Below are 25638 nucleotides of genomic sequence, written 5' to 3'. Positions count from 1 at the left end.
TTGGATGAATGGGGTGAATATATAGTGAGTGCAATCAGACCAGAAGAAATTAGCTCCCTCATCAAAGAGCGGATTGCTAATTTTACATCTGAAATCGAAGTTGTGGACGTAGGCACGGTCATTCAGATCGGTGACGGTATCGCTCGCGTTCACGGTTTGGAAAAAGCCATGGCGGGGGAACTGCTCGAGTTCCAAAACGGCGTCATGGGTATGGTACTCAACTTGGAAGAAGACAACGTGGGTGTCGTTATTCTCGGTCCGTTCCGCGACATTAAAGAAGGCGACACGGTAAAACGCACCGGCCGCATCATGGAGGTGCCGGTGGGCGAAGCGCTGCTCGGCCGTGTGGTAAACCCGCTCGGTCAACCGCTCGACGGACTGGGCCCGATCAACACGACGGAATTCCGTCCGGTTGAAAGCCCGGCTCCTGGTGTTATGGCGCGTAAATCCGTTCACGAGCCGCTGCAAACCGGTATCAAGGCAATCGACGCGATGATTCCGATCGGTCGCGGTCAGCGCGAGCTGATCATCGGTGACCGTCAAACCGGTAAAACGGCTGTGGCGCTGGACACCATCATCAACCAAAAAGGCCAAAACATGATTTGTATCTACGTGGCAATCGGCCAAAAGCAATCGACCGTTGCCAACATCGTGGAAACCCTGCGCAAGCACGGTGCCCTGGAGTACACCATCGTGGTGTCCGCGACGGCGTCCGACCCGGCTCCGCTCCTGTTCCTGGCTCCGTACGCAGGCGTGTCCATGGGTGAATACTTCATGTACAAAGGACAGCACGTCCTCTGCGTGTACGACGACCTGTCCAAGCAAGCAGCGGCATACCGCGAAATGTCCCTCCTGCTCCGTCGTCCTCCGGGCCGCGAAGCGTATCCGGGTGACGTCTTCTACCTGCACTCCCGTCTGCTGGAGCGTGCTGCGAAGCTCTCCGACGAAATGGGTGCCGGTTCCCTGACTGCACTGCCGTTCATCGAAACGCAAGCGGGTGACATTTCCGCGTACATTCCGACCAACGTAATCTCCATCACCGACGGTCAGATCTTCCTGGAGACCGACCTGTTCAACTCCGGTCAACGCCCTGCGGTTAACACGGGTCTTTCCGTATCCCGCGTAGGTGGTGCGGCGCAAATCAAGGCAATGAAAAAAGTTGCCGGTCCGCTCAAGCTGGAGCTGGCCCAATACCGCGAGCTGGCAGCGTTTGCGCAGTTCGGTTCCGACCTGGACAAGGCGACGCAAGCCCGTCTGACCCGCGGTCAGCGCCTGATGGAAGTCATGAAGCAAAACCAATTCGATCCGATGCCGGTGGAGAAGCAGGTTGCCATCATCTACGCCGCAACCAAAGGCTATCTCGACGATATTCCGGTAGAGGATGTGCGCCGTTTCGAGAAGGAATTCCTCTCCTACCTCGATTCCAACAAGCCGCAACTGCTCGAACACATTCGCACGACCAAAGAGCTTCCGGATGAAAAAGACCTGAACGCAGCGATCGAAGAGTTCAAAAAAGGCTTTTCGGTTAGCCGCTAAGCGGATATAGATTGACATCTGTTGCATGCCGGCCGACTGCGGTTCGGCATGCACCCCCAAGGTGGTGAAAAGAGAGTGGCTAAAGGAATTCGCGAAATTCGAAGCCGTATCAAGAGCTTTAAGAATACGCGCCAAATCACCAAGGCGATGAAGATGATGGCGGCAGCGAGACTTCGCCGCGCCCAGGAGAGAGCGGAAGCGGCACGTCCGTATGCTCACAAGATCCGGGAGGTTATTGCCAGCATCGCGAGCGGCACGACTGCGGTAAAACATCCGATGCTGGAATCCCGGCCGGTGAAAAAGACCGGGTACATCGTCATCACCTCGGACCGCGGCATGGCTGGCGGCTATAACGGAAACGTCATTCGGAAAGTGCTCCAGGCCATCAAGGAGAAGCACAAGTCGCAGGACGAATACGCCATCTTTGTGCTGGGGCGCAAAGGGCGCGATTTTTTCCGCAAGCGCAACTACCCGATTATTGATGAGGTCGTGGGACTGCCCGGCAACCCGACGTTTGCCGACATCAAGAAAATCGCCAGCGCGGCGGTTCAGATGTTTGCCGACGAAAAAATCGACGAGCTGTACCTTTGCTACAATGAATTCCGCAGTGCCATTTCGCAGGTGCCGACGATTACCCGTCTGCTCCCGCTGAACGCTGTGGAGAGCGGTGAACAGCGCCAGATGAACTACGAATACGAACCGTCCGCTGAAGAAGTGCTGTCGGTGCTGCTGCCGAAATATGCAGAAACGCTCGTGTACAGCGCGCTCCTGGATGCAAAGGCGTCTGAGGAAGGAGCCCGCATGACCGCGATGGGCAACGCAACGGACAATGCAACCGCCATGATCGACAAGCTGACACTGGAGTACAACCGTGCCCGTCAGGCAGCCATTACCCAAGAGATCTCCGAAATTGTCGCAGGTGCGAATGCGCAAGCGTAATGGCTAGGTAAACGCCCAAATCAGTTTCACAGGAGGGAAGAAGTAAGATGGCGAAAGGACGCGTGGTTCAGGTAATGGGTCCCGTTGTAGACATCGAGTTTGAACGCGGACACCTGCCTGCCATTTACAATGCGATCAAGATTCAACATAAAGCGCAAAACGCGGGGGAGCGCGACATTGATTTGACCGTTGAGGTTGCGGTTCACCTGGGCGACAATCGCGTACGTACCGTTGCGATGGCATCCACCGACGGTCTGGTGCGCGGCATGGAAGCGATTGACACAGGTGCTCCGATCTCCGTACCGGTTGGTCAGGTAACCCTGGGCCGTGTATTCAACGTGCTGGGTGAACCGATCGACCTGAAGGAACTGGGCGAAGTGGAGCGCCGCGACCCGATCCACCGCAAAGCGCCGGAGTTTGTAGAACAAGCAACGACCGTAGAAATTCTCGAAACCGGTATTAAGGTAATCGACCTGCTCGCGCCGTACATCAAGGGTGGTAAAATCGGTCTGTTCGGCGGTGCGGGCGTAGGAAAAACCGTTACCATCCAAGAGCTGATCAACAACATCGCACAAGAGCACGGCGGTATCTCCGTATTCGCCGGCGTAGGCGAGCGCACGCGTGAAGGTAACGACCTGTATCACGAGATGAAAGACGCAGGCGTTCTGCCGAAAACCGCGATGGTGTTCGGTCAGATGAACGAACCGCCGGGTGCGCGTCTGCGCGTGGCGCTGACCGGTCTGACCATGGCGGAGTACTTCCGTGACGAAGAGGGCCGCGACGTACTCTTGTTCATCGACAACATCTTCCGCTTTACCCAAGCGGGTTCCGAGGTATCCGCGCTGCTGGGACGCATGCCGTCTGCGGTAGGTTATCAGCCGACGCTGGCAACCGAGATGGGTCAGCTGCAAGAGCGCATTACCTCTACGAAAAAAGGTTCCGTAACGTCCATCCAAGCGATCTACGTACCGGCGGACGACTACACCGACCCGGCTCCGGCTACGACCTTCGCACACTTGGACGCTACCACCAACCTGGAGCGTTCTATCGCCGAGCTGGGTATCTTCCCTGCGGTTGACCCGCTCGCATCCACATCCCGTGCGCTGTCCCCGGACATCGTCGGACAAGAGCACTACGAAGTGGCGCGTGGCGTGCAAAAAATCCTGCAGCGCTACAAAGAGCTCCAGGACATCATCGCGATCCTGGGTATGGACGAGCTGAGCGACGAAGACAAGCTGATCGTAGCTCGTGCACGCCGCATTCAGCGCTTCCTGTCCCAACCGTTCCACGTGGCCGAGCAGTTTACCGGCTTCCCGGGCAAATACGTCCCGCTCAAGGAAACGGTCCGCAGCTTCAAAGAAATCCTGGAAGGCAAGCACGACGATCTGCCTGAGGCGGCATTCCTCTACGTAGGTACGATTGAGGAAGCGGTTGAGAAAGCGAAGACCATGGCGTAAGACACCCTGGAAAGGGGAGACCAGTAAGTGAGCAAGATGACAGTGGAAGTCGTAACTCCTGAACGGGTTGTCTACAGCGGCGAAGCCAGCATGGTCATTGCCCGAGGCGTGCAGGGGGATCTCGGTATTTTGCCGAACCACATGCCGCTGGTAACCCCGCTGAAAATAGCGCCTGTTCGGATCAAGACGGAAGGCGAGAAAGAGATTCGCATGGCCGTAAGCGGCGGGTTCATGGAAGTTCGCGGCGACAAGGTGACGATTCTGGCCGAGACGGCAGAACTTCCGGAGGACATTGACGTGGAACGCGCCAAGGCGGCAAAAGAACGCGCCGAAAAGCGTTTGATTGACAAGCATCCGGACCTCGACATTCGCCGTGCCGAACGCGCCCTGCAGCGCGCCATGGCTCGTCTCGATGTGACCAACAATCTGTAAGCAAATATCCCCGCGCCACCCGGTTGCGGGGATTTTTCCTGTAGCGGGACGATTTTTTTCCAGTTGGTACTGACCTGCTGTTTCCGTTATAATAAACCTAATGCTCTGTGCCGAGGCGTGCCGTGTGCCCTATAACAGCGAAGGGGGCTGGACGGCACCGGCGATCGGAAAGAAGGAGAGTGTAAGTCATGCAAACGATTCGCGATATTCGCAATAACCAGCAAGGTGTAGTCATTCCCAGCGGATATACGGCTAACGGCTGGTACAACGTGTTGTCTCATGACATGAACGTCCTGTTTCAGGCGTTGTGCTACGTGGTAACCAAATGCGAAAGCAAGGAAGAAATGAAGCAGCAATTGGACAGCTTCAAAGGATTGCAGCATGTGTTTTCCACACTGAATAAGGAAAAATTCAAGTCGGAACAGGACTACAATGCCTATGTGGAGCACGTGGAGAAACACAAGGAGTTCCTGGAGCGCTCCGGTTATCAGTACCCGACCTCCCGGGATGAGGCCATCGAACTGCTGACCAAGTGGGGGCTGGTACTGGACAAGGGCGACGTGTGGGACATCCCCGTACATCCGTTCCCGGACACGGTCGATCTGTTCCAACTGACCGATGCGGAGAAATTTGCCCTGACCCACATCAAGCTGGAGGTATTGGTTCATCCGATCTTCAGCCGTTTGGTGTTGAAACTGCATGAGCACGAGGAAAACACCTTTACCTACACCAAGGCTGAACTGAAAGAGATGCTGAACACCAACGATGCGATGCTGAACGAAGTGCTGATCAAGCTGACGCCGTATATGGAAGAGCCGATTGAAAACATGTTTGAGATTCCGGATGACCAACCGATGACCTTTACGGTTGTATGGGAGCGCATTTACGAGGATTTCCTCGGACAAGAGTTCTCCGCGAATGTTCAATAATAAAGGATATTTGTAATTGGAAAAACTTAGGGACTTTTCTCTAAGTTTTTCCTTTTATTGTCAGAGGAGGGGGCTTTGGTTAGACACTCGTTTGGCGATTTGCTATAATGATGTAGGTATTTTTTTCTAACAGTGTCAGGTTGGATCAGCAGCTTGTCCTGGGGCCGCATGATGCACGAAAAAATACCAGTGTCAATTGTATCGGGATTGCGTTCAAAATTTTTCATATTTTTCACAGAGCGGAGGGAACGTCGGTGAGTGAGGTTTACACCAACAATTACGTGATTGTGGCGATTTTCCTGATCCTTGGGATACTGCTGCCGGTGGCAACCGTGAGCATCATCGGACCACTGCTGCGTCCCAGGAAGCCGACGCCGGAAAAGCAAACCACCTATGAAAGCGGTAACATTCCTGTGGGGGACAGTTGGGTGCGCTTCAACGTCAAGTACTACATTTTCGCCCTGCTGTTTGTCATTTTTGATGTAGAAACCCTCTTTCTCTATCCATGGGCGGTCGCCTATAACCAGTTGGGCCTGTTTGCCCTGATAGAGATGGTGATTTTTATCACGTTGCTGGTGGTTGGTTTGATCTACGCTTGGAGAAAGAAGGTGCTGGAATGGAACTAGATCTCACGAGCATCGCGCCTGAACTGCAGGAAGAACTGAATCGCAACGTCATGTTTACGACGCTGGAAACGCTCAAGGGGTGGGTGAGGAGCAATTCCCTCTGGCCGCTGACGTTCGGGTTGGCCTGCTGTGCCATCGAGATGATGGGTACCGGCGGCTCCCGATTCGACCTTGACCGCTTTGGCGTCATTTTCCGTGCCTCCCCGCGGCAATCCGACGTGATGATCGTGGCTGGCACGGTCACGAAAAAAATGGCGCCGCTCTTGCGCAGATTGTACGACCAAATGCCGGAACCCAAATGGGTCATCGCCATGGGCTCCTGTGCCACGGCCGGCGGGCCGTACGTGAGGTCGTACAGCGTGGTGAAAGGTGTAGACCAGATTGTGCCCGTCGATGTCTACATTCCGGGCTGTCCTCCCAACCCGGCAGCATTGATTTACGGCATAAACAAGCTGCAGGAGAAAATTCGCTACGAGGCGAAGACCGGAAAGCGGGTGACCAGCCAATGAGCGACGAAAAGCGCAAACCGACGCCGGAAGAAAAGGCGAAGGCTGCGGCAGAGGCCCGGGCCAAGGCTGAGGCGTTGCGTAAAGCGAAAGAACAGCAGGCGAAAGGGACAGAGCAATCAGCGGCATCCCCTTCGAATGCACAGGCTGCAGGCGGCGACACGTCTGAAGTCCAGCCAACTGCGGCCAAGCCTGTTTCGGAAATGACACCGGAAGAGAAGGCGAAAGCAAAAGCAGCGGCAGCAGCAGCTGCGGCGGCGAAGGCAAAGGCCGCGCGAGAAGCGGCAGAAGCTGGCGGAGCAGAGTCGGGCGGAGACGCCGACGCGAAGGCAAAAGCGGCAGCGGCGGCCAAGGCTAAAGCAGCGGCAGCAGCAGCTGCGGCGGCAAAGGCAAAGGCCGCGCGAGAAGCGGCGGAAGCTGGCGGGGCAGAGTCGGGCGGAGACGCCGACGCGAAGGCAAAAGCGGCAGCAGCGGCCAAGGCTAAAGCAGCGGCAGCAGCAGCTGCGGCGGCAAAGGCAAAGGCCGGCGGGGCAGCAGGAGCTGACGAGGCAGCCGAAGCGCCCAAACAGCCATCTCCCAATCAGCCGTATTTGGACAAATACGTGACCCGTATTTCCGAAGCGTTTGGTGCGGATGTGCTGGAAGCAGCCTATATCAACGAGCTGTCCAAAGACGTTCCGACGCTGGTGGTGAAAAATGAGCGCTGGCATGATGTGGCCCGGTTTCTGAAAGAAGACGAGGCGCTGGCGTTCGACTACCTGTCCGATTTGCACGGCGTCGATTACGAAGACCGCATGGAAGTCTACTATCATTTCTATTCCTACAAAAATCGGCAGAGCCTGGCGGTAAAGGTCAAAACCAACCGCGAACAACCCAGTGTCTCGTCGGTTATGGACATTTGGCGCGGTGCCGATTGGTGTGAACGGGAAACATTCGACTTGTTGGGTATTTATTTCCCGGGACATACCGAATTGCGTCGAATTTTGCTGCCGGACGAGTGGATCGGCTATCCGCTGAGAAAAGATTACGTGCAGTACGACGAGGAGGTGTAGCAGATGAACCGCGACATCCTATTGACGAATGCCACGACATCTCCTGAGTCGGGTATCCGGACGGAAGAAATGCTCCTCAACGTCGGACCGCAGCACCCCAGTACCCACGGTGTATTGCGTCTGGTCGTCAAAATTGACGGGGAGACCATCAAGGAAGCAACTCCCGTGATAGGTTATCTCCACCGGGGGACGGAAAAGCTGGCGGAAAACCTGACGTACACGCAGATCATTCCCTATACTGACCGGATGGATTACGTCGCTGCCATGACCAACAACTACGTCTTTTGCCACGCCGTCGAGACGATGATGGGCGTGGAAGTGCCGGAGAGGGCGCAATTCCTGCGGCTGATCGCAATGGAGCTGAACCGCGTGGCCAGCCACCTGGTATGGTGGGGGACGTACCTGTTGGACCTCGGGGCGATGGGACCGTTCCTGTACGCCTTCCGCGACCGGGAAAGCATCCTGGATTTGTTCAATGAGCTGTGCGGAGCGCGTATGACATTCAACTACATGCGCGTCGGCGGCGTGAAGTGGGATGCGCCGCCAGGCTGGATCGACAAGGTAAAAGAGTTCGTCCAATACATGAAAAAGGAATTGAACAACTACCACAGACTGGTGACCGGCAACGAAATATTCATCAACCGGCTGCGGGGGATCGGCAAGTTTGATCAGAAGACTGCGCTGGATTACTCGCTCTCCGGCGTAATGCTGCGGTCCACCGGGGTGAAGTGGGATTTGCGCAAAGACGAGCCGTACTGCATTTACGACCGTTTCGAGTTTGACGTGCCGACGGCTACCGAAGGCGACTGCCTGGCGCGTTACCATTTGCGGGTGGCGGAGATCGAACAGTCGTTGCGCATTCTTGAGCAGGCGCTCGATCAATTTCCCAGCGAGGGAGAAATCATGGGCAAAGTGCCTCGCGTCATTCGTCCGCCAGCAGGCGAGGCGTTCGTGCGGATCGAGGCGCCGCGCGGGGAGATCGGCTGCTACATCGCCAGCAACGGCAAGGATAAGCCGTGGCGCGTGAAGTTCCGCCGCCCGTCGTTCCACAATCTGCAGATCCTGCCCAAACTGTTGGAGGGCGAAAACATCGCCAACATGGTGGCCGTCCTGGGCAGCATCGACATTGTGCTCGGGGAGGTTGACTGCTGATGAGCGATCTGTTGCAACAAACGCCCTCATGGAGCACCACACTCTGGTTTGCTCTGGCGGCGGTGGCACTGCTGCTCGTCGTGCTGTTTTTCGTCACCTACGCGATCTATTTTGAACGCAAGGTGATCGGCTGGATGCAGCTGCGGATTGGTCCCAACCGCGTCGGTCCTCTCGGTCTGTTGCAGACGGTGGCGGACGTGGCGAAGCTGCTGCTGAAGGAAGATACGAGGCCACAGCATGCCGACAAGGCACTGTTTACGCTGGCCCCCATTCTGGCGTATGCGCCCGCGTTTGGCGTCCTCGCCGTCATGCCGTTTACGGACAGCATTCGCTTTGCCGATCTGGGCATTGGCCTGCTCTATTACATCGCCTTGTCCGGCATCACCGTTCTGGGCGTGATTACGGCTGGCTGGGCTTCCAACAACAAGTATTCGCTGATCGGCGGATTGCGCTCCGCCGCGCAGATGATCAGCTACGAAGTGCCGCTGGTCATGTCTGTGGTCGGGGTCGTGCTGATGACCGGCAGCATGAACCTGCGGGAGATTGTATTGGCGCAGCAGGATGTGTGGAATATCGTGCCGCAGTTTCTCGGCTTTGCCGTCTTCATCGTGGCGGCACAGGCGGAGCTGAACCGCACGCCGTTCGACCTGCCGGAGGCCGAATCGGAACTGGTGGCCGGCTACCACGTAGAGTACTCCGGGTTCCGCTTTGCCATGTTCATGCTGGCGGAATACGTCTACATGTTCGGCATGGGCGCCCTGGTGACCATCCTGTTTTTGGGCGGCTGGCTGCCGATCCATCCCAGCCTTTCCTTCATTCCAGGTATTGTCTGGTTTGTTCTCAAATTCTTGCTCTACGTCTTTTTCCAGTTCTGGGTGCGTGCGACGTTCCCCCGTCTGCGCGTCGACCAGTTGATGTCGTTTGCCTGGAAAGTACTTCTGCCGCTGGCGCTCTTGAACATCCTGCTGACCGCCGTGGTGATTTCCTTCCAGAACGGCATGATCTCCTAGACGCCGAGCCGTATCACGATCTTGACCAGAGGGGTGACACACATGCTAGGACTGGCCAAAGGCCTGGGGTATACATTTAAAAAGCTGACCGAGAAAAAAGTGACCCATTTCTACCCGGACGTGCCCTTTCCGATGCCGCCCCGGTTTCGCGGCATTCAGCACTTCTCGCCGGAACGATGCATCGTCTGCAACCAGTGCGCGCGCATCTGCCCGACGCAGTGCATCCAATTGACGGGCAAGCCTCATCCCGATCCGGAGAAAAAGGGGAAAATCATTGACACCTACGACATTAACTTTGAAATCTGCATCCTGTGCGACCTCTGTACGGAGGTGTGCCCAACGGAAGCGATCGTGATGACCAACAACTTCGAGTTGGCCGTGTACAGCCGGGACGAGTTGTACAAGGACCTGAAGTGGCTGGACGACAACAATACCAACGTCAGGGAGGAGAATTAATCATGACCGGCGAATTTCTGGCCTTTTTCATCCTCTCCCTTCTGACGATCGGCGGCGCGGTCTTCATGATCAGCTTCACCCGGGTGGTGCACATGGTCATTTCGCTCGGGATCACGTTTATCAGCATCGCCGGCTTGTTCATACTGCTGGACGCCGAGTTCATTGGCGTGGCCCAGGTGCTGGTATACTCGGGCGCCATATCCATCCTGATGCTGTTCGGGATCATGCTCACCAAGCACGACGCTTCCGACGAAGGGACGGGACGATCCTGGAAGAACATCTTCAGCCTGGTGTTTGTCGCTGGCCTGTTCGGCCTGATGTTCTGGGGCATCCAAAAGACCACATGGACGGCGCCGCCGGAGGGGTCCGCGCAGACAGTCAGCGTCAAGCAGCTTGGCGTGGAGATTTTCACGAAGTATGTCATTCCGTTTGAACTGGCATCCGTTCTGCTGCTGGTGGCGCTGGTGGGCGCGATCATCATGGCGAAAAAGGAGGGGGACAGCGAATGAGTGTAAACATTACCTCCTATTTGCTGGTGGCCCTGATTTTGTTTTGCGTCGGACTGTACGGGGCACTGACCAAGCGAAACGCGGTGGTTGTCCTGCTGTCCATCGAACTGATGCTGAATGCGGTCAACATCAACCTCGTGGCGTTCGCCAAGTACGGGCTGTTCCCGGCCGTGACGGGGCAGATTTTCACCCTGTTCACGATGACGGTGGCGGCAGCCGAAGTGGCGGTGGGACTGGCAATCCTCATCGCGCTGTACCGCAACAAAGTGACCGTCAACGTGGATGAGATGGATTCGATGAAACGCTAGACGAAAAGGAGGACAAAGATGGATACCCTGATGCAATACGCGTGGCTGATTCCTCTGTTTCCGCTTCTTGCTTTCATCGTGATCGTCTCGTTTGGCCGTCAGTTGAAAGAAGGAGCTGCCGCCGTCGGTATCCTGTTGACTGCCGTGTCGTTTGGGTTGGCGGCGCTGACGTTTTGGCAGAGGTTTCAGGAGGGAGCGTCCGATTACGCGTTCTCCCTCGACTGGCTGCAGGTGGGCGACATCGTCATCACCATGGGCTTTGAAGTAAACCAACTGAATGCCATGATGCTGGTGATTGTCACACTGGTCAGCCTGCTCGTGCAAATCTACTCCAAGGGATACATGCACGGAGACGAGCGCTTCCCCGTGTTTTACCAATACCTGGCCTTGTTCACCTTTTCCATGCTGGGTCTGGTGATCTCGCCAAACCTCTTGCAGGTCTACATCTTCTGGGAACTGGTAGGGGTCTGCTCGTTCCTGTTGGTGGGCTACTACTACTTCAAGCCGGAGGCCAAGGCGGCTGCGAAAAAGGCGTTTATCGTCACGCGGATCGGCGACCTGGGCTTGTTCATCGGCATCTGCCTCCTGTTCTGGTGGACCGGCAGTTTTGAGTTCGCGCAAATTTTTGACAGCATCGCGCTCGGCAAACTGGAGCCGTGGATGATTACGCTGGCGGCGATCCTGATCTTCGTCGGCGCAGTCGGCAAATCCGGCCAGTTCCCGCTGCACACCTGGCTGCCGGACGCGATGGAAGGGCCGACGCCGGTGTCCGCCCTGATTCACGCAGCGACGATGGTGGCGGCCGGCGTGTACCTGGTGGCGGTCACGTATCCGCTGTTTGTCGCGTCTGATATCGCACTTAATGTGGTGGCCTACGTCGGGGGGTTTACGGCCATTTTTGCCGCGTCCATCGGCCTGACGCAGCGCGACATCAAACGTGTGCTCGCCTACTCGACGGTCAGCCAGTTGGGCTACATGATGCTGGCGCTCGGAGTGGCCGGAGCGGCCGGCTATGTGGCGGGGACGTTCCACCTGATGACGCACGCGTTTTTCAAGGCGTTGCTGTTCCTCGCGGCCGGCAGTGTTATCCACGCGGTACATACGCAGGACGTGTTTGAGATGGGCGGCCTGTGGAAAAAGATGCCGGTAACCGCGCTGACGTTCTTGATCGGCTGTCTGGCGATTGCGGGGATTTTCCCGTTTGCCGGCTTCTGGTCCAAAGAGGCGATTCTCAGTGCCGTGTACGAGGCGCACCGCTTTGACCTCTTGTGGCTGGCGATCATCGCCGCGTTCTTCACTGCGTTTTACATGTTCCGGCTGTTCTTCCTGACGTTTGCCGGGGAGCCGCGGGGCAGACATGACGGCCACGAATCGCCGGGGGTCATGACCGGTCCGCTGCTGATCCTGGCCGTGCTGGCGATCGGGGCCGGCTTTGTCAATACGCCGTACGCCCCGTATCTGACGGAATGGTTGCTGTCCGGTGAAACGGGCGAGGTCATTACCGCCGCATTCGGCGAGGGAACGGGCCACGCCGCCGCCTGGCTGCAGGTCGTGGCGCTGTTGGTCTCGCTTTTGGGCATTGTGCTGGCCTATCTGATGTACGGCAAGCGCTACATTCCGGCGGACGCCATCCCGGAAACGATGCCGTGGCTGTATCAATTGTCCTACCGCAAATACTTTATTGACGAACTGTATCACCACGTCATTGTCCGTCCGCTCAACTGGCTCGGACTGCTGCTTGATTTGTTCGACCGGTACGTGGTGGACGGTCTTGTGGCCCTGACCGCGAGCATCACCAGAGGCATCGGCTCGCTGCATGCCCGGGCACAAAACGGCCAGGTGCAGTCGTACGGGGCCGTGGTGCTGTTCGGATTGCTGCTGTTGGTTGTCGCGATCAGCCTGACGGCGCAGGGAGGTGGATTCTTTGGTCAATAGTATCCTGCTGAGTTTGATCGTCTTTTCGCCGCTGCTGGCCATCCTGATCCTGGCGTTCGTCCCGCGTCATCAGGGCGGTGTGATCAAACAGATTGGGGTGCTGGGCACGCTGCTGCCGCTGGCGCTGTCCCTGATGTTGTTCGCCGCCTTCAACTACGAGACGGCGGAGCCGCAATTTGTCGAAAGCGTCAAGTGGATTTCCATCCCGATCGGGTTTGCCCAAGGGGGGGAAATGTTCACGTTTGACCTGGACTATGAGCTGGGAGTGGACGGCGTCTCCATGCCGCTGATCGTTCTCACGGCGATTGTCGGCACGCTTGCCGCTGTCGCCTCCTGGCAGATCAAAAAACGGCTGAAGGAATACTTCATCCTGTTTCACCTGCTGCTGATCGGCATGCTGGGCGTATTCGCCTCGCAAAACCTGTTTCTGTTCTTTATCTTCTTTGAACTGACGCTGGTGCCGACCTTTTTCCTGATCGGCATCTGGGGCTACGGAGAACGCGAACGGGCGACCAACAAGTTTTTGCTGTACAACGGGATCGGCTCTGCGGTCATGCTGATCGCCTTCATCGTGCTGTTTGTCTTCCTGCAAACGTTGAACATGGAGAAGATCGCGACGATTTTGGCAGCGGCCGACCATCCGGCTGCCGCTGCGATGACGCCGGCGTTCCGCTTCGGCCTGTTTCTCGCCTTGTTCATCGCGTTTGCGGTCAAACTGCCTGTGTTTCCGTTCCACACCTGGATGTTGAAGGTGCACGTGCAGGCGCCGCCGGCGATTGTGATGATCCACTCCGGTATTCTGCTGAAAATGGGGGCATACGGGCTGTTGCGCATGGGCATCGGCTTTTTCCCCGAACAGGCGTATCAGTTTGCCGGGTGGATGGCGGTGCTGGGGCTGATCAACATTTTGTACGGAGCCGTGCTCGCCTTTGTCCAAAAGGACTTGAAAATGGTGCTGGCTTACTCCAGTATCAGCCACATGGGCATCGTCTTGCTGGGATTTGCCGCGATGAACACGATCGGGTTTCAGGGAGCGATGTTCCAGGTAGTCTCTCACGGCTTCATCTCTGCGCTGCTGTTTTTCCTGATCGGCGTGATCTGGGAACGGACGCAAACGTCGATGATCAGCGAACTGGGCGGCCTGGCCAAATCGATGCCGTTTGTGAGCGGCATCCTGCTGGCGGCCGGGATGGCCTCCCTGGGACTGCCGGGCATGTCCGGCTTCATCAGCGAATTCTTCGCCTTCCTGGGTTTGTTCGGCGACATGCCGGTTCACGCCGCAATCGGCACGCTGGGCATCGTGTTGACGGCCGCCTACCTGCTGCGGGCGATCCTGCGCACGACGTTTGGCCCAACGCCGGAGCGGTTGAAGGGGTTGGCCGACGCTCAGCCGATGGAAGTGGTGCCGATGGTGGTGCTGCTCGGCTTCATCATCCTGATCGGGGTCTATCCCGCCGTGCTCGGCAATCCGATGCAGCAGACTCTGAAAACGCTCGTACCCATCGTGACGGGGATAGGAGGGTAATCCATGGACGTAAACACTATCTTCTCGTATGACTGGAGCTACCTTCTGCCCGAATGGATCATTCTCGGCTTTGCCACCGTCCTGACCCTGTTGGATGTGTTTGCCGGAAAACGGTTGAGCAAAACGGTGACAGGCTGGCTGACCCTGGTCGGCGTCGTGCTGGCCGGCGTGTTTGTCTTCGTCAATCTGAACACGCTCGACAAACCTTACAGCTACATGGCAGACATGCTCAGGATTGACGACTACGGCAATGCGTTCAAGCTGCTGTTTTTGGCGGGGGCAGCCTTTACCCTGCTGCTGTCGATTCCCTACATGAAGCAGGGGGAAGTGAAGCACAGCGGCGAATACTACTACCTGCTGCTGACCGGCCTGCTTGGTGCGATGGTGATGGCGTCGTCGGCCGACCTGATCACGCTGTTTGTCGGGCTGGAACTGCTGTCGCTCTCCTCGTACGTGCTGGTCGGACTGCGCAAAACGTCGCTGCATTCCAACGAATCAGCATTCAAGTACGTCGTGTCCGGCGGCATCGCCAGTGCAGTCACGCTGTTCGGGATGTCGTACCTGTACGGTTTGACGGGAACCACCAACATTTACGAGATTTCCTCCCGTCTGGTTCACGCGTCCTTGGCAGGTTACCAGTTCCTCATCTACGCCGCGTTTGCTTTTCTCGCGGTGGGGCTGGCCTTTAAAATTTCCGCTGCGCCCAACCACATGTGGGCACCGGATGTCTACCAAGGAGCGCCAACGCCGGTCACTGCCTTTTTGGCGGTCGTCTCCAAGGCGGCTGGGTTCGCGCTGGTGTTCCGCCTGTTGATGATCGCGTTCTTCCAGGTTCCTGGTGAGGAAGGCCGGTTCTTTTTCCAGGAGGGCAGCCTCTATCTGGCCGTGATGGCGGCAGCGTCGATGATTATCGGGAACACCATGGCGCTGCGCCAGACCAACGTCAAGCGGATGATGGCTTACTCCGGAATCGCTCAGGCGGGGTACCTGCTGGTGCCGTTTGTTCCGCCGACGACCCTGTTCTTTAGTGAAATTGTGTTTTACCTGTTTGCCTACCTGCTCGTCACGTTCGGCGCGTTTGCCGTGATCATGGTCGTCACGCGCGACCAGCAGACCGAAGAATTGAAGGCATTCGCCGGGTTGTACCACCGCTCGCCGCTGCTTGCGGTGGCGATGAGCATCTTCCTGCTGTCGCTGGCAGGGATTCCGATTACTGCCGGGTTCTTCGGCAAGTTCTACCTGTTCATGGGCGCCATCGCGCAGGAAAACTACTGGCTGGCAGCAATCATGATTGCGACCAGTGTGGTATCCTACTACTACTATTTCGGGATCATTCGGCAGATGTACATGCGGTCAGGCACGACCGAAGCGCCGCTGGCGGTGCCAAAGAGCATCGGCGCCCTCGTCCTGGTCCTCGCCGTTGCCACCGTATTCTTCGGTGCGCTTCCGGGTGTCGCCACCGACTATCTGCAGGCCCAGTTCAATCCGTCGTTTAACTTTGGCGACATGCTGCCGCCAGAGTTTCAGTGAAGGACGGGCAAACATCAGGTACAATAAAGGGGACGGCTGTCACGACAGGCCGCCCCTTTTTTTGCACATTCTGTACTTATGGAACAAGGCGGGTTTGCCGATACAGGAGAAGGAGGAAACACCATGCAGCAAGAAATTTACGGAGTTGTCAGCATCATTTTGACTGTGTTTTTCATCGCTTTGAGCTGGTGGGCGCTGCAGGCCATACGCTTCGATCTGTTTCTGAAAAAACCGGACGGCGCGCAGGCCAAGCTGCTGCAGATCCTGCTGTCGCTCGTCATCGGATACGAAGTGGCCCGCTTTTTCCTTGACTATCTGAGCTGGTCGCTGATAATTGGACAAGTATTCTCCTGACCGCATCCACACGCAGGCGATCTGGTTACGCATCGCGGCTAGCGGATGAAGTCTCTCCATGCGCAACTGGTATATCCCTCCAATTTTCCGTGCAAACTAAAAAGTACAAAGAGAAGCGCGTGAAAAGGGAGAGGAAGACGATGGGGAAATGGTCGGGGTGGTGGCTTCTGCTGCTGTTGGCTGCGGCGGTGACGGTTTGGCGGATGCCCGCAGAGGCAAAGCTGGAACGACCGGCAGCGGCGCAGCTGCTCGCCGCAGTGGAAGGCTCCGGAGCAAAAGGTGTATCAATCCAGGTGCGAATGCGAGCCGAATTGGGCCAGGCATCTGGTCCCGCGCAAGTAAAAGCGTTGGCCGAAGCATGGGCACATCGGCTTGACATTCCGGTACCACAAGCCGATCGGACGCGGAAATCCAATCTCCATGTGTACCAAGTCCTGTTTGAACGGCAAGGGGTTCAAGGACAGTTCCAGGTCACAGGGGTCCCTCGGCAGGGGGCCTATGATGTATATCTTGTGCTGTCTCTGACCGGCTCACCTGATACCCTACAATATATAGGGGTGATACAGGACTCTTTCGACAAAGCCCTGACAAAAGCCGACATGATTCCGCAAATTAGCACTTGTGTTCGCGGAATGTACAGTGTTAAACTGAGTGTTGATCAACAGGAGGGTAAAATTTTGGCGATTTTTCGCGCCCTCCACGCGATGGAACTGGAGCGTTTGCGGGACGATACGGTTGTCAGCATCTCCGGGTATACACCGGCATGGAAACCGTTTATCGCGTTAAATGACAAAACGAAGATGAATCTGCAGGTGGCTACTCATCGAGACAGCCAATCTGGAACGTGGATTACCGTAGGTACACCGATAATCACAGCGGAATATTAGCACGCGGAGGGGTACACATTGGATAAAATCATTGTCCGCGGTGGTAAGGCATTGGCCGGGAAGGTCAAGGTTTCCGGCGCCAAGAATGCCGTACTCCCTATTATTGCAGCATCCATTCTGGCAGAATCGGGCACATGCGTCCTTCACGACGTACCCGCTCTGGACGATGTCAGAACCATATGCGACCTCTTGAGATCGTTGGGAATTTCCCTTACATATGATCGTGAAGTGCTGACGATTCAGGCTTCCCGGTTGACGAGTGTGGAAGCCTCCTATGATTTGGTTCGCAAAATGCGTGCGTCCTTCCTGGTGATGGGGCCGCTGCTCGCCCGTCAAGGAAAGGCGCGCGTTGCACTTCCCGGGGGATGTGCGATCGGCACCCGTCCGATCGACCAGCACCTCAAGGGCTTTGAGGCGATGGGCGCCAAAATCGAAATTGGACAAGGCTTTATTGAAGCCAGTGTCGAGGGTCGGCTGAAGGGCGCGAAAATCTACCTGGATATTCCGAGCGTGGGCGCTACGGAAAACATCATGATGGCCGCGGCCCTGGCCGAGGGAACGACCGTGATTGAGAATGCCGCGGAAGAGCCGGAGATTGTGGATCTGGCCAACTTCCTCAACGGCATGGGCGCCAAAATCCGCGGCGCCGGCACCGGATCGATCCGCATCGAAGGCGTGGAATCGCTCAAGGGCTGCACCCACTGTGTCATTCCCGACCGGATCGAAGCCGGAACGTTCATGGTGGCGGCGGCGATTACCGGCGGCGATGTCTTCATCGAAGGCGCAATTTGTGATCACCTGAAATCCGTCACTGCCAAGCTGCGGGAAATGGGAGTGACGGTGGACGAGCAGGAAAACGGCATTCGCGTCCGCCGCAGCGGCCCGATCAAGGCGGTTGACGTTAAAACCTTGCCGTATCCCGGCTTCCCGACAGACATGCAGTCGCAGATGATGGCACTCCTGCTGGTATCGGAAGGCACCAGCATCGTGACGGAAACGGTGTTTGAAAACCGCTTCATGCACGTCGAAGAATTTCGCCGGATGAACGCCAACATCAAGATCGAAGGGCGCAGCGCCATTGTAGAAGGCGGTGTCAAGCTGACCGGCAGCAAGGTCACGGCCACCGACCTGCGGGCTGGAGCAGCTCTGGTGCTGGCCGGCCTGGTGGCGGAAGGCGAGACCGAGGTCTCGGGTCTGCACCACATCGACCGGGGCTACGTCAACTTTACGGAAAAGCTGCGCCAACTGGGCGCCGACGTCGAACGGGTGTCCCCGGAAGCGGAAGTTCGGGAAGCGACGTCGTCCGAGAAAGTGAAAGTCAGCTTCTCTCCCAATTTTGCTTAATGAATGACTGCAAAAACGAATAGACAAGAGAGACTTCCCTGTGCGGGAAGTCTCTTTTTTTGTGCCATGCAGGCAAATAGGACGTTTCCCGTCTCTCTGACTCTCTCGTTCTAGCTATTGCTGCTTGTACATAGACTGAAATTGTCCAGCACAAATCGGGGAGGAGCTGTCGCATGAAACGTTACCTGATCGTTTGGTTTATCGGTTTGCCGATACTGCTCGTGTTGATGCCTGCCGCACTGGTGACACTGTTTTCTCCCCTGTCAGACGGCGGCACCGACGTGGCAGCCGTCGCACCGCACACTCCGTCGTCAAACCGTCCGAAGATCGAAGTCAAGGTGTACCGCACCAACAAGAAGACAGTGGAGACCGTCCCGCTGGAGACGTATGTCGAAGGCGTAGTCGCGGCGGAAATGCCGGCCGAATTCGAGATCGAGGCGCTCAAGGCGCAGGCCATGGCGGCACGCACCTACATCGTCAGACGGCTGAGTGAAAAGGCGTTCGGCGACGTTCCGGAAGGGGCGCACGTATTGGATACGGTCAAACACCAGGCGTACCTGGACGAGCAGCAGCGCAGGGAGCTGTGGAAGGAGCAGTTTGACTGGAAAAACGGGCGCATTCGGCAGGCGGTGCAGGCCACGGCGGGAGTGGTTCTCACCTATCAGGGGGAACCGATCGACGCCACATTTTTTTCCACCAGCAACGGCTTTACCGAAAACGCCAGCGAGTATTTTGAAAAGCCGGTGCCCTACTTGAAAAGCGTCGCCAGTCCCTGGGACATCCAGTCGCCCAGCTATGAGAAAACACAGGTGATGACCGTGGCCGATCTGGAGCAAAAACTGGGGGTGCGCATCGCGCAGGAGGCGGCTTCCGGGGGCAGCTGGTATCGGATCGTGGAGCGGACCACGGGCAATCGCGTGGGCAAGATCAGCATCGGCGGCAAGGAATTCAGCGGCCGCGAGTTTCGCGAACGGCTGGGGCTCAACTCCTCCGCCTTTACCATGGAACTGCAAGACGGCAAAGTGTACATCACGACCAAAGGGTACGGGCACGGCGTCGGCATGAGTCAGTGGGGCGCCAACGGGATGGCCAAAGCGGGAAAAAACGCGGAGCAGATCGTCAAATACTTTTACCAGGGCATCTCGCTGGAGGACTGCGGCAGCGTCCTGAAAAGCTAGACGGGCCGCTTTGCGCAAATTTTCAAGATTTCCCTCACTCTCAGGTTTATCCGCCAAAAAACTGGCGATACTGAGGGATGAGGTGATGAATACAATGGAAGATCAAAAAAATCAAAATCAACCGATTCCATTTAAAAAGGCTGGCTCCTGGAGAAACATCCTGGGCAAGAAGTGGGCGTTTCCGGCAATCTACATCGGCACCGCAGCAATCATTCTCGCTATTGTGATGTGGTACCAGAGTGGCGTCACCGATACGGAGCCGGGACAAACCGCAAACAACGGCGGCGTAGCAGTCTCGACACCGCAGGACGGCACCGCCATTCCGGCCGATGAATCCAACGGCAAGGACGGCGCGGTACCGGTGGCGGGCAATCCGCAGCAGCTCGCATGGCCGGTCGGCAAAGGCGTGAAGTACGAGCAGGGCATGGGCTTCTTTGACGAACAGGCGTCCAAGGAAGAACAGCAAAAGGCGCTTGTCACGTACAAGGACACCTTTATTCCGCATACCGGGATCGACCTGAAGGCGACCGACGGCAATAGCTTCGATGTCACCGCTGCGTTCGCCGGCAAGGTGACCAAGGTGGAAAACGACCCGCTTGTCGGCTTCAAGGTGGAAATTGAGCACGACGACAAGCTGACCACGGTCTACCAAAGCCTGGAGAACGTTACCGTAAAACCGGGCGACCAGGTCACCCAGGGACAGGTGCTGGGGAAAGCCGGACGCAACGTCTATGAAAAGGACGCCGGTGTTCACCTCCACTTCGAGGTGCATGTGGACGGGGAACCCGTCAATCCGGAGCAGCACCTCGTCAAGCCGGAAGCGGAAAATCAGTAAGTTGACCGCTGACGCAAACGCCCAATCCGGGAGCAAACACAAACACATGCAAAATAACCTGCAGGGACGGGTCTCTGCAGGTTTCTTTTTTTCGCCTTCTTTCATTTTCGCCAAAATAACGTGCGGGAGGCCCGGGTGTACACGCCCTTGAAAAAAGATGCGGAAGTGCCGGCTTGTCAGGCTTGGAAACGTAGAATATGTGTCCGCACCCCCCCATATATTGTAACAGACAATGTTGATACAGGGAGGCGAGTAGCGTGCACGACTACATCAAAGAGCGAACCATAAAGATCGGTCGATACATTGTGGAGACGCGCAATACGGTTCGCATGATCGCCAAAGAGTTCGGTGTTTCCAAAAGCACGGTGCACAAAGACCTGACAGAGCGGCTGCCTGAGATAAATCCGGAATTGGCGAATCAGGTAAAGGAAATTTTGGAGTACCACAAGGCAATCAGACACCTCCGCGGAGGGGAAGCGACCAAGATCAAATACAAACGGAGAAGTAAAAAAGTCCGGGTGGAACAGGAAGAAAGCGTGTAGCAGTACCGGGTTGCGTTGAAAATATTTCCTTCCAGATAGGAAGAATTTCCTTGTCCTCTCACGTGCAACCGCCTATGATAAGTGATAGGAATGAACTGGAACAGGGAGGACTTTCATGTTTAGCAAAGATATCGGAATTGACCTGGGCACGGCCAATGTCTTGATTTTTGCGAAAGGCAAGGGCGTTGTCCTGGATGAACCGTCTGTCGTAGCAATCGAAAATCAGACAAATAAAGTGCTGGCCGTGGGGAACGAGGCGCGCCGCATGGTGGGGCGCACCCCGGGCAACATCGTGGCGATTCGGCCTTTGCGGGACGGCGTGATCGCGGACTTTGAGATCACGGAAGCCATGCTGAAACACTTTTTGGCCAAAATCGGCGGAAAAAGCATGTTTGCTCGCCCGCGCATTTTGATCTGCTGTCCGACCAACATCACCTCGGTGGAGCAGAAAGCCATCCGCGAAGCGGCTGAGCGCAGCGGCGGGGCACGCGAGGTGTTTATCGAGGAAGAGCCGAAAGTGGCGGCGGTTGGAGCGGGCATGGACATCTTTCAACCTTCCGGCAACATGGTGGTGGATATCGGCGGAGGTACGACGGACGTAGCAGTCCTGTCCATGGGGGACATTGTTACGTCTTCCTCCATCAAAGTAGCGGGCGACAAATTTGACCTGGCCATTATGCGGTACATAAAAACCAAATACAAGCTGCTGATCGGGGAGCGTACGGCCGAGGACATCAAGATGCAGATCGGAACGGTTTCCGGCGGGCGCCAGGACGAAATGGACATTCGCGGCAGGGATATGGTGAGCGGGCTACCGCAGACGATTACCATCCGCTCGTACGAAGTCCAGGAAGCCCTGGCCGAGTCGGTTAGTGCGATTGTACAAGCCTCCAAATCCGTTTTGGAACGAACACCTCCGGAGCTTTCTGCCGATATTATTGATAAGGGCGTTTTTCTGACCGGCGGCGGCGCACTGCTGCACGGGATCGACCAACTGCTGGCCGACGAACTGAAGGTGCCTGTGCTGGTGGCGGAAGATCCGATGATGTGCGTGGCCAAAGGGACGGGGATCATGCTGGACTATCTGGACAAGGCGCCCACGTATCGGAAAAAGAAGTTTTTCGGGAGGTAATACCGCGTGATCAGAGGCTTGTATACGGCTGCTGCGGGCATGCTGGCAATGCAGCAGCGTCAGGAAGTGCTGGCCAACAACCTGGCCAACATCAACACACCGGGCTACAAGCAGGACGTAGGCGTCATGCGCGCCTTTCCGGAACAGTTGATCGCGCGCATCCGCGATCAGGAAGGACCAAATATTCAAGGACTGCCCGTCATGAGCGGTCAGCCTGCCGTGATCGGCCGGCTGCATTCCGGCGTCTACATGTCGGAGGCGCTGCCGATTTTCCGCCAGGGCGATATTGCGGAGACGCGCAATCCGTACGATGTCGCATTGTTGGACAACCTGCAGCCGGACCAGGACGGAAATGAGCGTCGGCTGTTTTTTAGCGTGGCCAGACTGGACAACCCCGGACAGGCTGCCCAGCCCGATCAGATCCGCTACACGCGCAACGGCAACTGGAGCGTCAATGCAGACGGCTACCTGGTCACGTCGGACGGCTACTACGTGCTGGATAACCAGAACCGGGCCATCCGGGTGAACGATCCGGCCGATCCGGCAAACAGCGCCGGCCAACAGCTGAAGATCGGTGACGACGGCGCCTTGTACCGTGTGGACGAGGCGGGCAATGCTCTCATGCTGCCCGGCGGCAGTGAGCGGCTTGGCCTGAAAGTGGTGACCAATCCGCTGCAGCTCGTGCGGGAGGGTACCAACATCTACCGCTGGGAAGGCGGCGGACAGCCGGAGGATCTGGTGCAGGCCCTGCAGAATGACCGGACGGCGAGAGCGCTGGGCCAATATACCGATCCGGCGGTGGAAGGGCGTTACGGTTTGAAGCAGGGCTGGCTGGAGCGAGCCAACGTGGACCCTGCCCAGACGATGACCGACATGATGACGGCGCTGCGGGCGTATGAAGCCAATCAGCGCGTGATTACCACAGTGGACGGCACGCTGGAAAAAGCGGCCAATGAAATTGGCCGGGTAAACGGGTAAGATAGGAGGTAGAATGGATGCAGTCACTGAACATCTCGAGCGCGGCGCTGCGCAGCGTCCAGCAGGCATTGGACACGACTGCCAATAACCTGGCCAACATCGATACGGTCGGTTTCAAGCGGCGCACGGCGTCGTTTTCCGAACTGCTGTCCGATTCGCTGAACGAACAGCCGGCTGCGGACAGGCAGCAGCGTTCGACTCCGCCCGGACTGCGCATCGGCAGCGGGGCGCGGATCGGCTTGACCAAACTGGACATGGCTCCGGGCAGCGCCAGGATCACCGATGTCCCCACCGATTTGATGATCGAGGGAGAAGGGTTTTTTCTGGTAAGCCGGCCTCTCTACGACAACAACGGGACGATGGTGGGCGAATCGTACCGCTTTACGCGAAACGGTGCCTTTCAGGTGCGTTTCGAAGCCAAACTGGGCGCGTATGTCCTGCATAATGCAGCGGGAGACCTGCTGACAGACACAGACGGGGTTCCGATTATGATCAACGGCCCTGTACGCAATCTGCAGGTATCCCCCGAGGGAGTCGTCACCAACGACGGAACCGCGGTGGGACAGATTGGCGTGTGGAAGGTGCTCAACCCCGATCAATTGACACAGGTTGGGGAAAATGAATACGACGCCGAGCTTGCGTCCGGCATGACGCCGTACTCCAAGTATGAGCTGTCTGCCGCCAAGATCCGTCAGGGAGCGCTGGAAGCTTCCAACGTCAATCTGCAGGAAGAGATGTCCCAGTTGGTCAACGTTCAGCGGGCCTACCAGCTCAACGCCCGTGCGATTGCGATTGCCGATCAGATGATGGGTATCGCCAACTCCCTGCGCAGCCGCTAATTCACTCGGAATGTCGGAGGAGACATCAATGGACCAAGGAAAGGGAAAACGTATCCCGCGTGACGGACAGATGGCCCGGGATAGAGAGCAGCGCCGGGGCGGCCAGGCGTGGCCGTTTCGACTGGCCCAAATCCTGTTTATCCCGTTTCTGATGTTTTTCTCGCTGGTCATCGGTCTGGTCATCGGATACAGCGTGCTGGGAGACAAACCGGCTTCCGAAGTGTTTGATCTGAACACCTATAAGCACATGTACGATCTGATTTTTCAGGGCACATGATCACACACTGACATGTGGCAGCAGAAGACGGCCCCAACCGACGCAGGGTGAGGGGCCTCTTCTTATGACTGGAAGTCGGAAAAAGATGTCGCTGCTTGCTCATTCTTCCAGACCTTGTTGCGTCTGCTGTCCTAAGAGTATAATAATGGAGTGGCGAAAACAGGGAGTGACGATCTTCATACGGAGGGATATCCGTGAATCTTCCCAATGCGCTTACCGTCTTTCGCATCGTTCTCATCCCTTTGTACCTATACGTCTTTTTTCAGTCGTTTCCGTACCATGTGGAGATCGCCCTAGGCATCCTCATCCTGGCGGGAATTACCGATATATTGGACGGGTACATTGCGCGGAAGCACAAACTGGTGACCACGTTTGGCATCATGATGGACCCGCTGGCAGACAAGTTGATGATGATGGCAGTGATCGCCTCGTTGTTTCTGACAGAGCGGATCAGTATTTGGGCCGCCCTGTTTTTCTTTGCGCGGGATGCGGGCATGATCATCGCCGCCGGCTTTTTCCATTTTCGCGGGAAAAAGACAGTCCCGGCCAACGCCTTTGGCAAGCTGACAACGGTCTTGTTTTACATCGCTTTTCCGTTGGTCATGTACCGGTACCAGTACGGCGAATTGATTCTCTGGAGCGTGATCGCGTTTTCCTTTGTGACCACAGCCATTTACCTGGTGAAGTTTCGGTTGCTGAACCGCGCGATGTGATGCGAGGCGGATGGAAAAGAGCACTTCCGCCGCATGGAGGAAGTGCCCCTTTATCTTAACCCCGGTCTGACGTCGGAGACGGGGGGGGTTGTCTTTATTCTCAGTTTGCGGTATGTTCTTCATACACGGATGCAACGTATAAAGTATGGAAATGGAGCGGTGTTTATGGAATTGCGGACCCCTTTGGACGCAGTTGACATTCAAGCGATCCTTCCCCATCGTTACCCGTTTTTGCTGGTGGACAAGATTGTCGAGCTGGAACCGGGCAAACGGGCCGTGGGGATCAAAAACGTTACAATCAATGAACCGTTTTTCCAAGGCCATTTTCCCGGCTACCCGGTCATGCCCGGTGTGCTGATCGTCGAGGCACTGGCCCAAGTGGGCGGAGTGGCGATGCACACGGAGGAAACCAAAGGAAAACTGGGGCTGTTTGCCGGCATTGACGGCGTCCGGTTCAAGGAGCAGGTAAAACCGGGCGACACACTCGTCCTGGAAGTGGAAATGACGCGCTTGCGCGGCTCCATCGGCAAATGTCACGCGATTGCGAGGGTGAACGACAAGGTCGCGGTCGAGGGCGATCTGATGTTTGCTCTGGTTGACGTGAAGCAGGCACATTCATGAATTTCTTGAATGTGCCTTTCTTTTCGGGTAGAATGG

At 56.7% G+C, this 25638-nt stretch carries 28 protein-coding genes; all 28 read left to right on the top strand.

Going from position 1 to position 25638, the window contains the following annotated elements; all coding sequences use genetic code 11:
• The first annotated feature begins 24 nt into the window (after positions 1-24).
• The 28 genes from atpA to fabZ all read left to right on the top strand — a co-directional run bounded on the left by atpA (position 25) and on the right by fabZ (position 25602).
• Entirely contained in the window at positions 25-1536 is a 1512-nt protein-coding gene (gene atpA, locus KDN35_RS08800; RefSeq protein WP_171564100.1) for a F0F1 ATP synthase subunit alpha, read from the top strand.
• 75 nt (positions 1537-1611) lie between these two features.
• On the top strand, positions 1612-2475 hold the full coding sequence (atpG, locus tag KDN35_RS08795) for an ATP synthase F1 subunit gamma (protein WP_171564102.1): 864 nt from the start codon (positions 1612-1614) through the stop codon (positions 2473-2475).
• 47 nt (positions 2476-2522) lie between these two features.
• Positions 2523-3932 (top strand): F0F1 ATP synthase subunit beta, encoded by a 1410-nt coding sequence (atpD, locus tag KDN35_RS08790; RefSeq protein WP_029100366.1) that lies wholly within the window; start codon positions 2523-2525, stop codon positions 3930-3932.
• Between the two features lie 27 nt (positions 3933-3959).
• Positions 3960-4364: a F0F1 ATP synthase subunit epsilon gene (locus KDN35_RS08785; protein WP_065067430.1), complete on the top strand. Its 405-nt coding sequence runs from the start codon at positions 3960-3962 to the stop codon at positions 4362-4364.
• Between the two features lie 188 nt (positions 4365-4552).
• Positions 4553-5293: a DUF6042 family protein gene (locus KDN35_RS08780; RefSeq protein WP_171564103.1), complete on the top strand. Its 741-nt coding sequence runs from the start codon at positions 4553-4555 to the stop codon at positions 5291-5293.
• Positions 5294-5547: 254 nt separating this feature from the next.
• A complete protein-coding gene (locus KDN35_RS08775; protein ID WP_171564105.1) occupies positions 5548-5919 on the top strand; it encodes an NADH-quinone oxidoreductase subunit A in 372 nt (123 codons plus the stop codon).
• Positions 5910-6428, top strand: a complete 519-nt coding sequence (locus tag KDN35_RS08770; RefSeq protein ID WP_171564107.1) for a NuoB/complex I 20 kDa subunit family protein — start codon at positions 5910-5912, stop codon at positions 6426-6428. The genes KDN35_RS08775 and KDN35_RS08770 overlap by 10 nt, the downstream gene beginning before the upstream one ends.
• Positions 6425-7477 (top strand): NADH-quinone oxidoreductase subunit C, encoded by a 1053-nt coding sequence (locus KDN35_RS08765; RefSeq protein WP_212132562.1) that lies wholly within the window; start codon positions 6425-6427, stop codon positions 7475-7477. Before KDN35_RS08770 ends, KDN35_RS08765 begins: the two co-directional genes overlap by 4 nt.
• Before the next feature lie 3 nt (positions 7478-7480).
• Positions 7481-8629, top strand: a complete 1149-nt coding sequence (locus KDN35_RS08760; protein WP_171564110.1) for an NADH-quinone oxidoreductase subunit D — start codon at positions 7481-7483, stop codon at positions 8627-8629.
• Positions 8626-9639 (top strand): NADH-quinone oxidoreductase subunit NuoH, encoded by a 1014-nt coding sequence (gene nuoH / locus KDN35_RS08755; RefSeq protein WP_171564203.1) that lies wholly within the window; start codon positions 8626-8628, stop codon positions 9637-9639. Before KDN35_RS08760 ends, nuoH begins: the two co-directional genes overlap by 4 nt.
• A gap of 42 nt (positions 9640-9681) precedes the next feature.
• Complete coding sequence (gene nuoI / locus KDN35_RS08750; protein ID WP_171564111.1) at positions 9682-10095, top strand: NADH-quinone oxidoreductase subunit NuoI; 414 nt, start codon at positions 9682-9684, stop codon at positions 10093-10095.
• A 2-nt stretch (positions 10096-10097) separates the two neighbouring features.
• Complete coding sequence (locus tag KDN35_RS08745; protein ID WP_212132561.1) at positions 10098-10604, top strand: NADH-quinone oxidoreductase subunit J; 507 nt, start codon at positions 10098-10100, stop codon at positions 10602-10604.
• Entirely contained in the window at positions 10601-10912 is a 312-nt protein-coding gene (gene nuoK, locus KDN35_RS08740) for an NADH-quinone oxidoreductase subunit NuoK (protein ID WP_171564115.1), read from the top strand. The genes KDN35_RS08745 and nuoK overlap by 4 nt, the downstream gene beginning before the upstream one ends.
• A gap of 18 nt (positions 10913-10930) precedes the next feature.
• Positions 10931-12847: an NADH-quinone oxidoreductase subunit L gene (nuoL, locus tag KDN35_RS08735; RefSeq protein WP_171564116.1), complete on the top strand. Its 1917-nt coding sequence runs from the start codon at positions 10931-10933 to the stop codon at positions 12845-12847.
• Positions 12837-14372: a complex I subunit 4 family protein gene (locus KDN35_RS08730; RefSeq protein ID WP_212132560.1), complete on the top strand. Its 1536-nt coding sequence runs from the start codon at positions 12837-12839 to the stop codon at positions 14370-14372. Before nuoL ends, KDN35_RS08730 begins: the two co-directional genes overlap by 11 nt.
• Positions 14373-14375: 3 nt before the next feature.
• Positions 14376-15902: an NADH-quinone oxidoreductase subunit NuoN gene (gene nuoN, locus KDN35_RS08725; protein WP_171564120.1), complete on the top strand. Its 1527-nt coding sequence runs from the start codon at positions 14376-14378 to the stop codon at positions 15900-15902.
• 123 nt (positions 15903-16025) lie between these two features.
• Positions 16026-16256 carry a DUF1146 family protein gene (locus KDN35_RS08720; protein WP_171564121.1) on the top strand — a complete coding sequence of 77 codons (231 nt, stop codon included), beginning with the start codon at positions 16026-16028 and terminating at the stop codon, positions 16254-16256.
• 140 nt (positions 16257-16396) lie between these two features.
• Positions 16397-17143 (top strand): YwmB family TATA-box binding protein, encoded by a 747-nt coding sequence (locus KDN35_RS08715; protein WP_212132559.1) that lies wholly within the window; start codon positions 16397-16399, stop codon positions 17141-17143.
• 18 nt (positions 17144-17161) lie between these two features.
• Positions 17162-18487, top strand: coding sequence for a UDP-N-acetylglucosamine 1-carboxyvinyltransferase (gene murA, locus KDN35_RS08710; protein ID WP_212132558.1), 1326 nt, complete (start codon positions 17162-17164; stop codon positions 18485-18487).
• Positions 18488-18660: 173 nt separating this feature from the next.
• Entirely contained in the window at positions 18661-19665 is a 1005-nt protein-coding gene (spoIID, locus tag KDN35_RS08705) for a stage II sporulation protein D (protein ID WP_171564126.1), read from the top strand.
• Positions 19666-19759: 94 nt separating this feature from the next.
• Positions 19760-20500, top strand: coding sequence for a M23 family metallopeptidase (locus KDN35_RS08700; RefSeq protein ID WP_212132557.1), 741 nt, complete (start codon positions 19760-19762; stop codon positions 20498-20500).
• 257 nt (positions 20501-20757) lie between these two features.
• Positions 20758-21042: a sporulation transcriptional regulator SpoIIID gene (gene spoIIID / locus KDN35_RS08695; protein WP_003388385.1), complete on the top strand. Its 285-nt coding sequence runs from the start codon at positions 20758-20760 to the stop codon at positions 21040-21042.
• Between the two features lie 115 nt (positions 21043-21157).
• On the top strand, positions 21158-22174 hold the full coding sequence (gene mreB / locus KDN35_RS08690) for a rod shape-determining protein (RefSeq protein ID WP_171564130.1): 1017 nt from the start codon (positions 21158-21160) through the stop codon (positions 22172-22174).
• A 6-nt stretch (positions 22175-22180) separates the two neighbouring features.
• Positions 22181-23152: a flagellar hook-basal body protein gene (locus KDN35_RS08685; RefSeq protein ID WP_212132556.1), complete on the top strand. Its 972-nt coding sequence runs from the start codon at positions 22181-22183 to the stop codon at positions 23150-23152.
• A gap of 17 nt (positions 23153-23169) precedes the next feature.
• Positions 23170-23991, top strand: a complete 822-nt coding sequence (locus KDN35_RS08680) for a flagellar hook-basal body protein (protein WP_171564134.1) — start codon at positions 23170-23172, stop codon at positions 23989-23991.
• A gap of 28 nt (positions 23992-24019) precedes the next feature.
• Positions 24020-24268, top strand: a complete 249-nt coding sequence (locus KDN35_RS08675; protein ID WP_171564135.1) for a DNA-directed RNA polymerase subunit beta — start codon at positions 24020-24022, stop codon at positions 24266-24268.
• 194 nt (positions 24269-24462) lie between these two features.
• The gene (locus KDN35_RS08670) at positions 24463-24981 is read left to right on the top strand and encodes a CDP-alcohol phosphatidyltransferase family protein (RefSeq protein ID WP_171564136.1); all 519 of its coding nucleotides are present in this window, start codon (positions 24463-24465) and stop codon (positions 24979-24981) included.
• Between the two features lie 165 nt (positions 24982-25146).
• A complete protein-coding gene (gene fabZ, locus KDN35_RS08665) occupies positions 25147-25602 on the top strand; it encodes a 3-hydroxyacyl-ACP dehydratase FabZ (protein WP_171564137.1) in 456 nt (151 codons plus the stop codon).
• Positions 25603-25638 lie beyond the last annotated feature (36 nt).

This window comes from Brevibacillus sp. NL20B1, assembly GCF_018195675.1.
Lineage (GTDB): Bacteria > Bacillota > Bacilli > Brevibacillales > Brevibacillaceae > Brevibacillus > Brevibacillus aydinogluensis.
The sequence above is the reverse complement of the archived record's forward strand: the minus strand, read 5'-3'. Positions and strand labels throughout refer to the sequence as shown.

Excerpts from the sequence above, each read along its gene's own strand:
- atpD (WP_029100366.1), top strand. The coding sequence starts at position 2,523 with ATGGCGAAAGGACGCGTGGTTCAGGTAATGGGTCCCGTTGTAGACATC.
- KDN35_RS08780 (WP_171564103.1), top strand. The coding sequence starts at position 4,553 with ATGCAAACGATTCGCGATATTCGCAATAACCAGCAAGGTGTAGTCATT.
- KDN35_RS08770 (WP_171564107.1), top strand. The coding sequence starts at position 5,910 with ATGGAACTAGATCTCACGAGCATCGCGCCTGAACTGCAGGAAGAACTG.
- KDN35_RS08765 (WP_212132562.1), top strand. The coding sequence starts at position 6,425 with ATGAGCGACGAAAAGCGCAAACCGACGCCGGAAGAAAAGGCGAAGGCT.
- KDN35_RS08760 (WP_171564110.1), top strand. The coding sequence starts at position 7,481 with ATGAACCGCGACATCCTATTGACGAATGCCACGACATCTCCTGAGTCG.
- nuoI (WP_171564111.1), top strand. The coding sequence starts at position 9,682 with ATGCTAGGACTGGCCAAAGGCCTGGGGTATACATTTAAAAAGCTGACC.
- KDN35_RS08745 (WP_212132561.1), top strand. The coding sequence starts at position 10,098 with ATGACCGGCGAATTTCTGGCCTTTTTCATCCTCTCCCTTCTGACGATC.
- nuoK (WP_171564115.1), top strand. The coding sequence starts at position 10,601 with ATGAGTGTAAACATTACCTCCTATTTGCTGGTGGCCCTGATTTTGTTT.
- nuoL (WP_171564116.1), top strand. The coding sequence starts at position 10,931 with ATGGATACCCTGATGCAATACGCGTGGCTGATTCCTCTGTTTCCGCTT.
- nuoN (WP_171564120.1), top strand. The coding sequence starts at position 14,376 with ATGGACGTAAACACTATCTTCTCGTATGACTGGAGCTACCTTCTGCCC.
- KDN35_RS08720 (WP_171564121.1), top strand. The coding sequence starts at position 16,026 with ATGCAGCAAGAAATTTACGGAGTTGTCAGCATCATTTTGACTGTGTTT.
- KDN35_RS08715 (WP_212132559.1), top strand. The coding sequence starts at position 16,397 with ATGGGGAAATGGTCGGGGTGGTGGCTTCTGCTGCTGTTGGCTGCGGCG.
- spoIID (WP_171564126.1), top strand. The coding sequence starts at position 18,661 with ATGAAACGTTACCTGATCGTTTGGTTTATCGGTTTGCCGATACTGCTC.
- KDN35_RS08700 (WP_212132557.1), top strand. The coding sequence starts at position 19,760 with ATGGAAGATCAAAAAAATCAAAATCAACCGATTCCATTTAAAAAGGCT.
- mreB (WP_171564130.1), top strand. The coding sequence starts at position 21,158 with ATGTTTAGCAAAGATATCGGAATTGACCTGGGCACGGCCAATGTCTTG.
- KDN35_RS08680 (WP_171564134.1), top strand. The coding sequence starts at position 23,170 with ATGCAGTCACTGAACATCTCGAGCGCGGCGCTGCGCAGCGTCCAGCAG.
- KDN35_RS08675 (WP_171564135.1), top strand. The coding sequence starts at position 24,020 with ATGGACCAAGGAAAGGGAAAACGTATCCCGCGTGACGGACAGATGGCC.
- fabZ (WP_171564137.1), top strand. The coding sequence starts at position 25,147 with ATGGAATTGCGGACCCCTTTGGACGCAGTTGACATTCAAGCGATCCTT.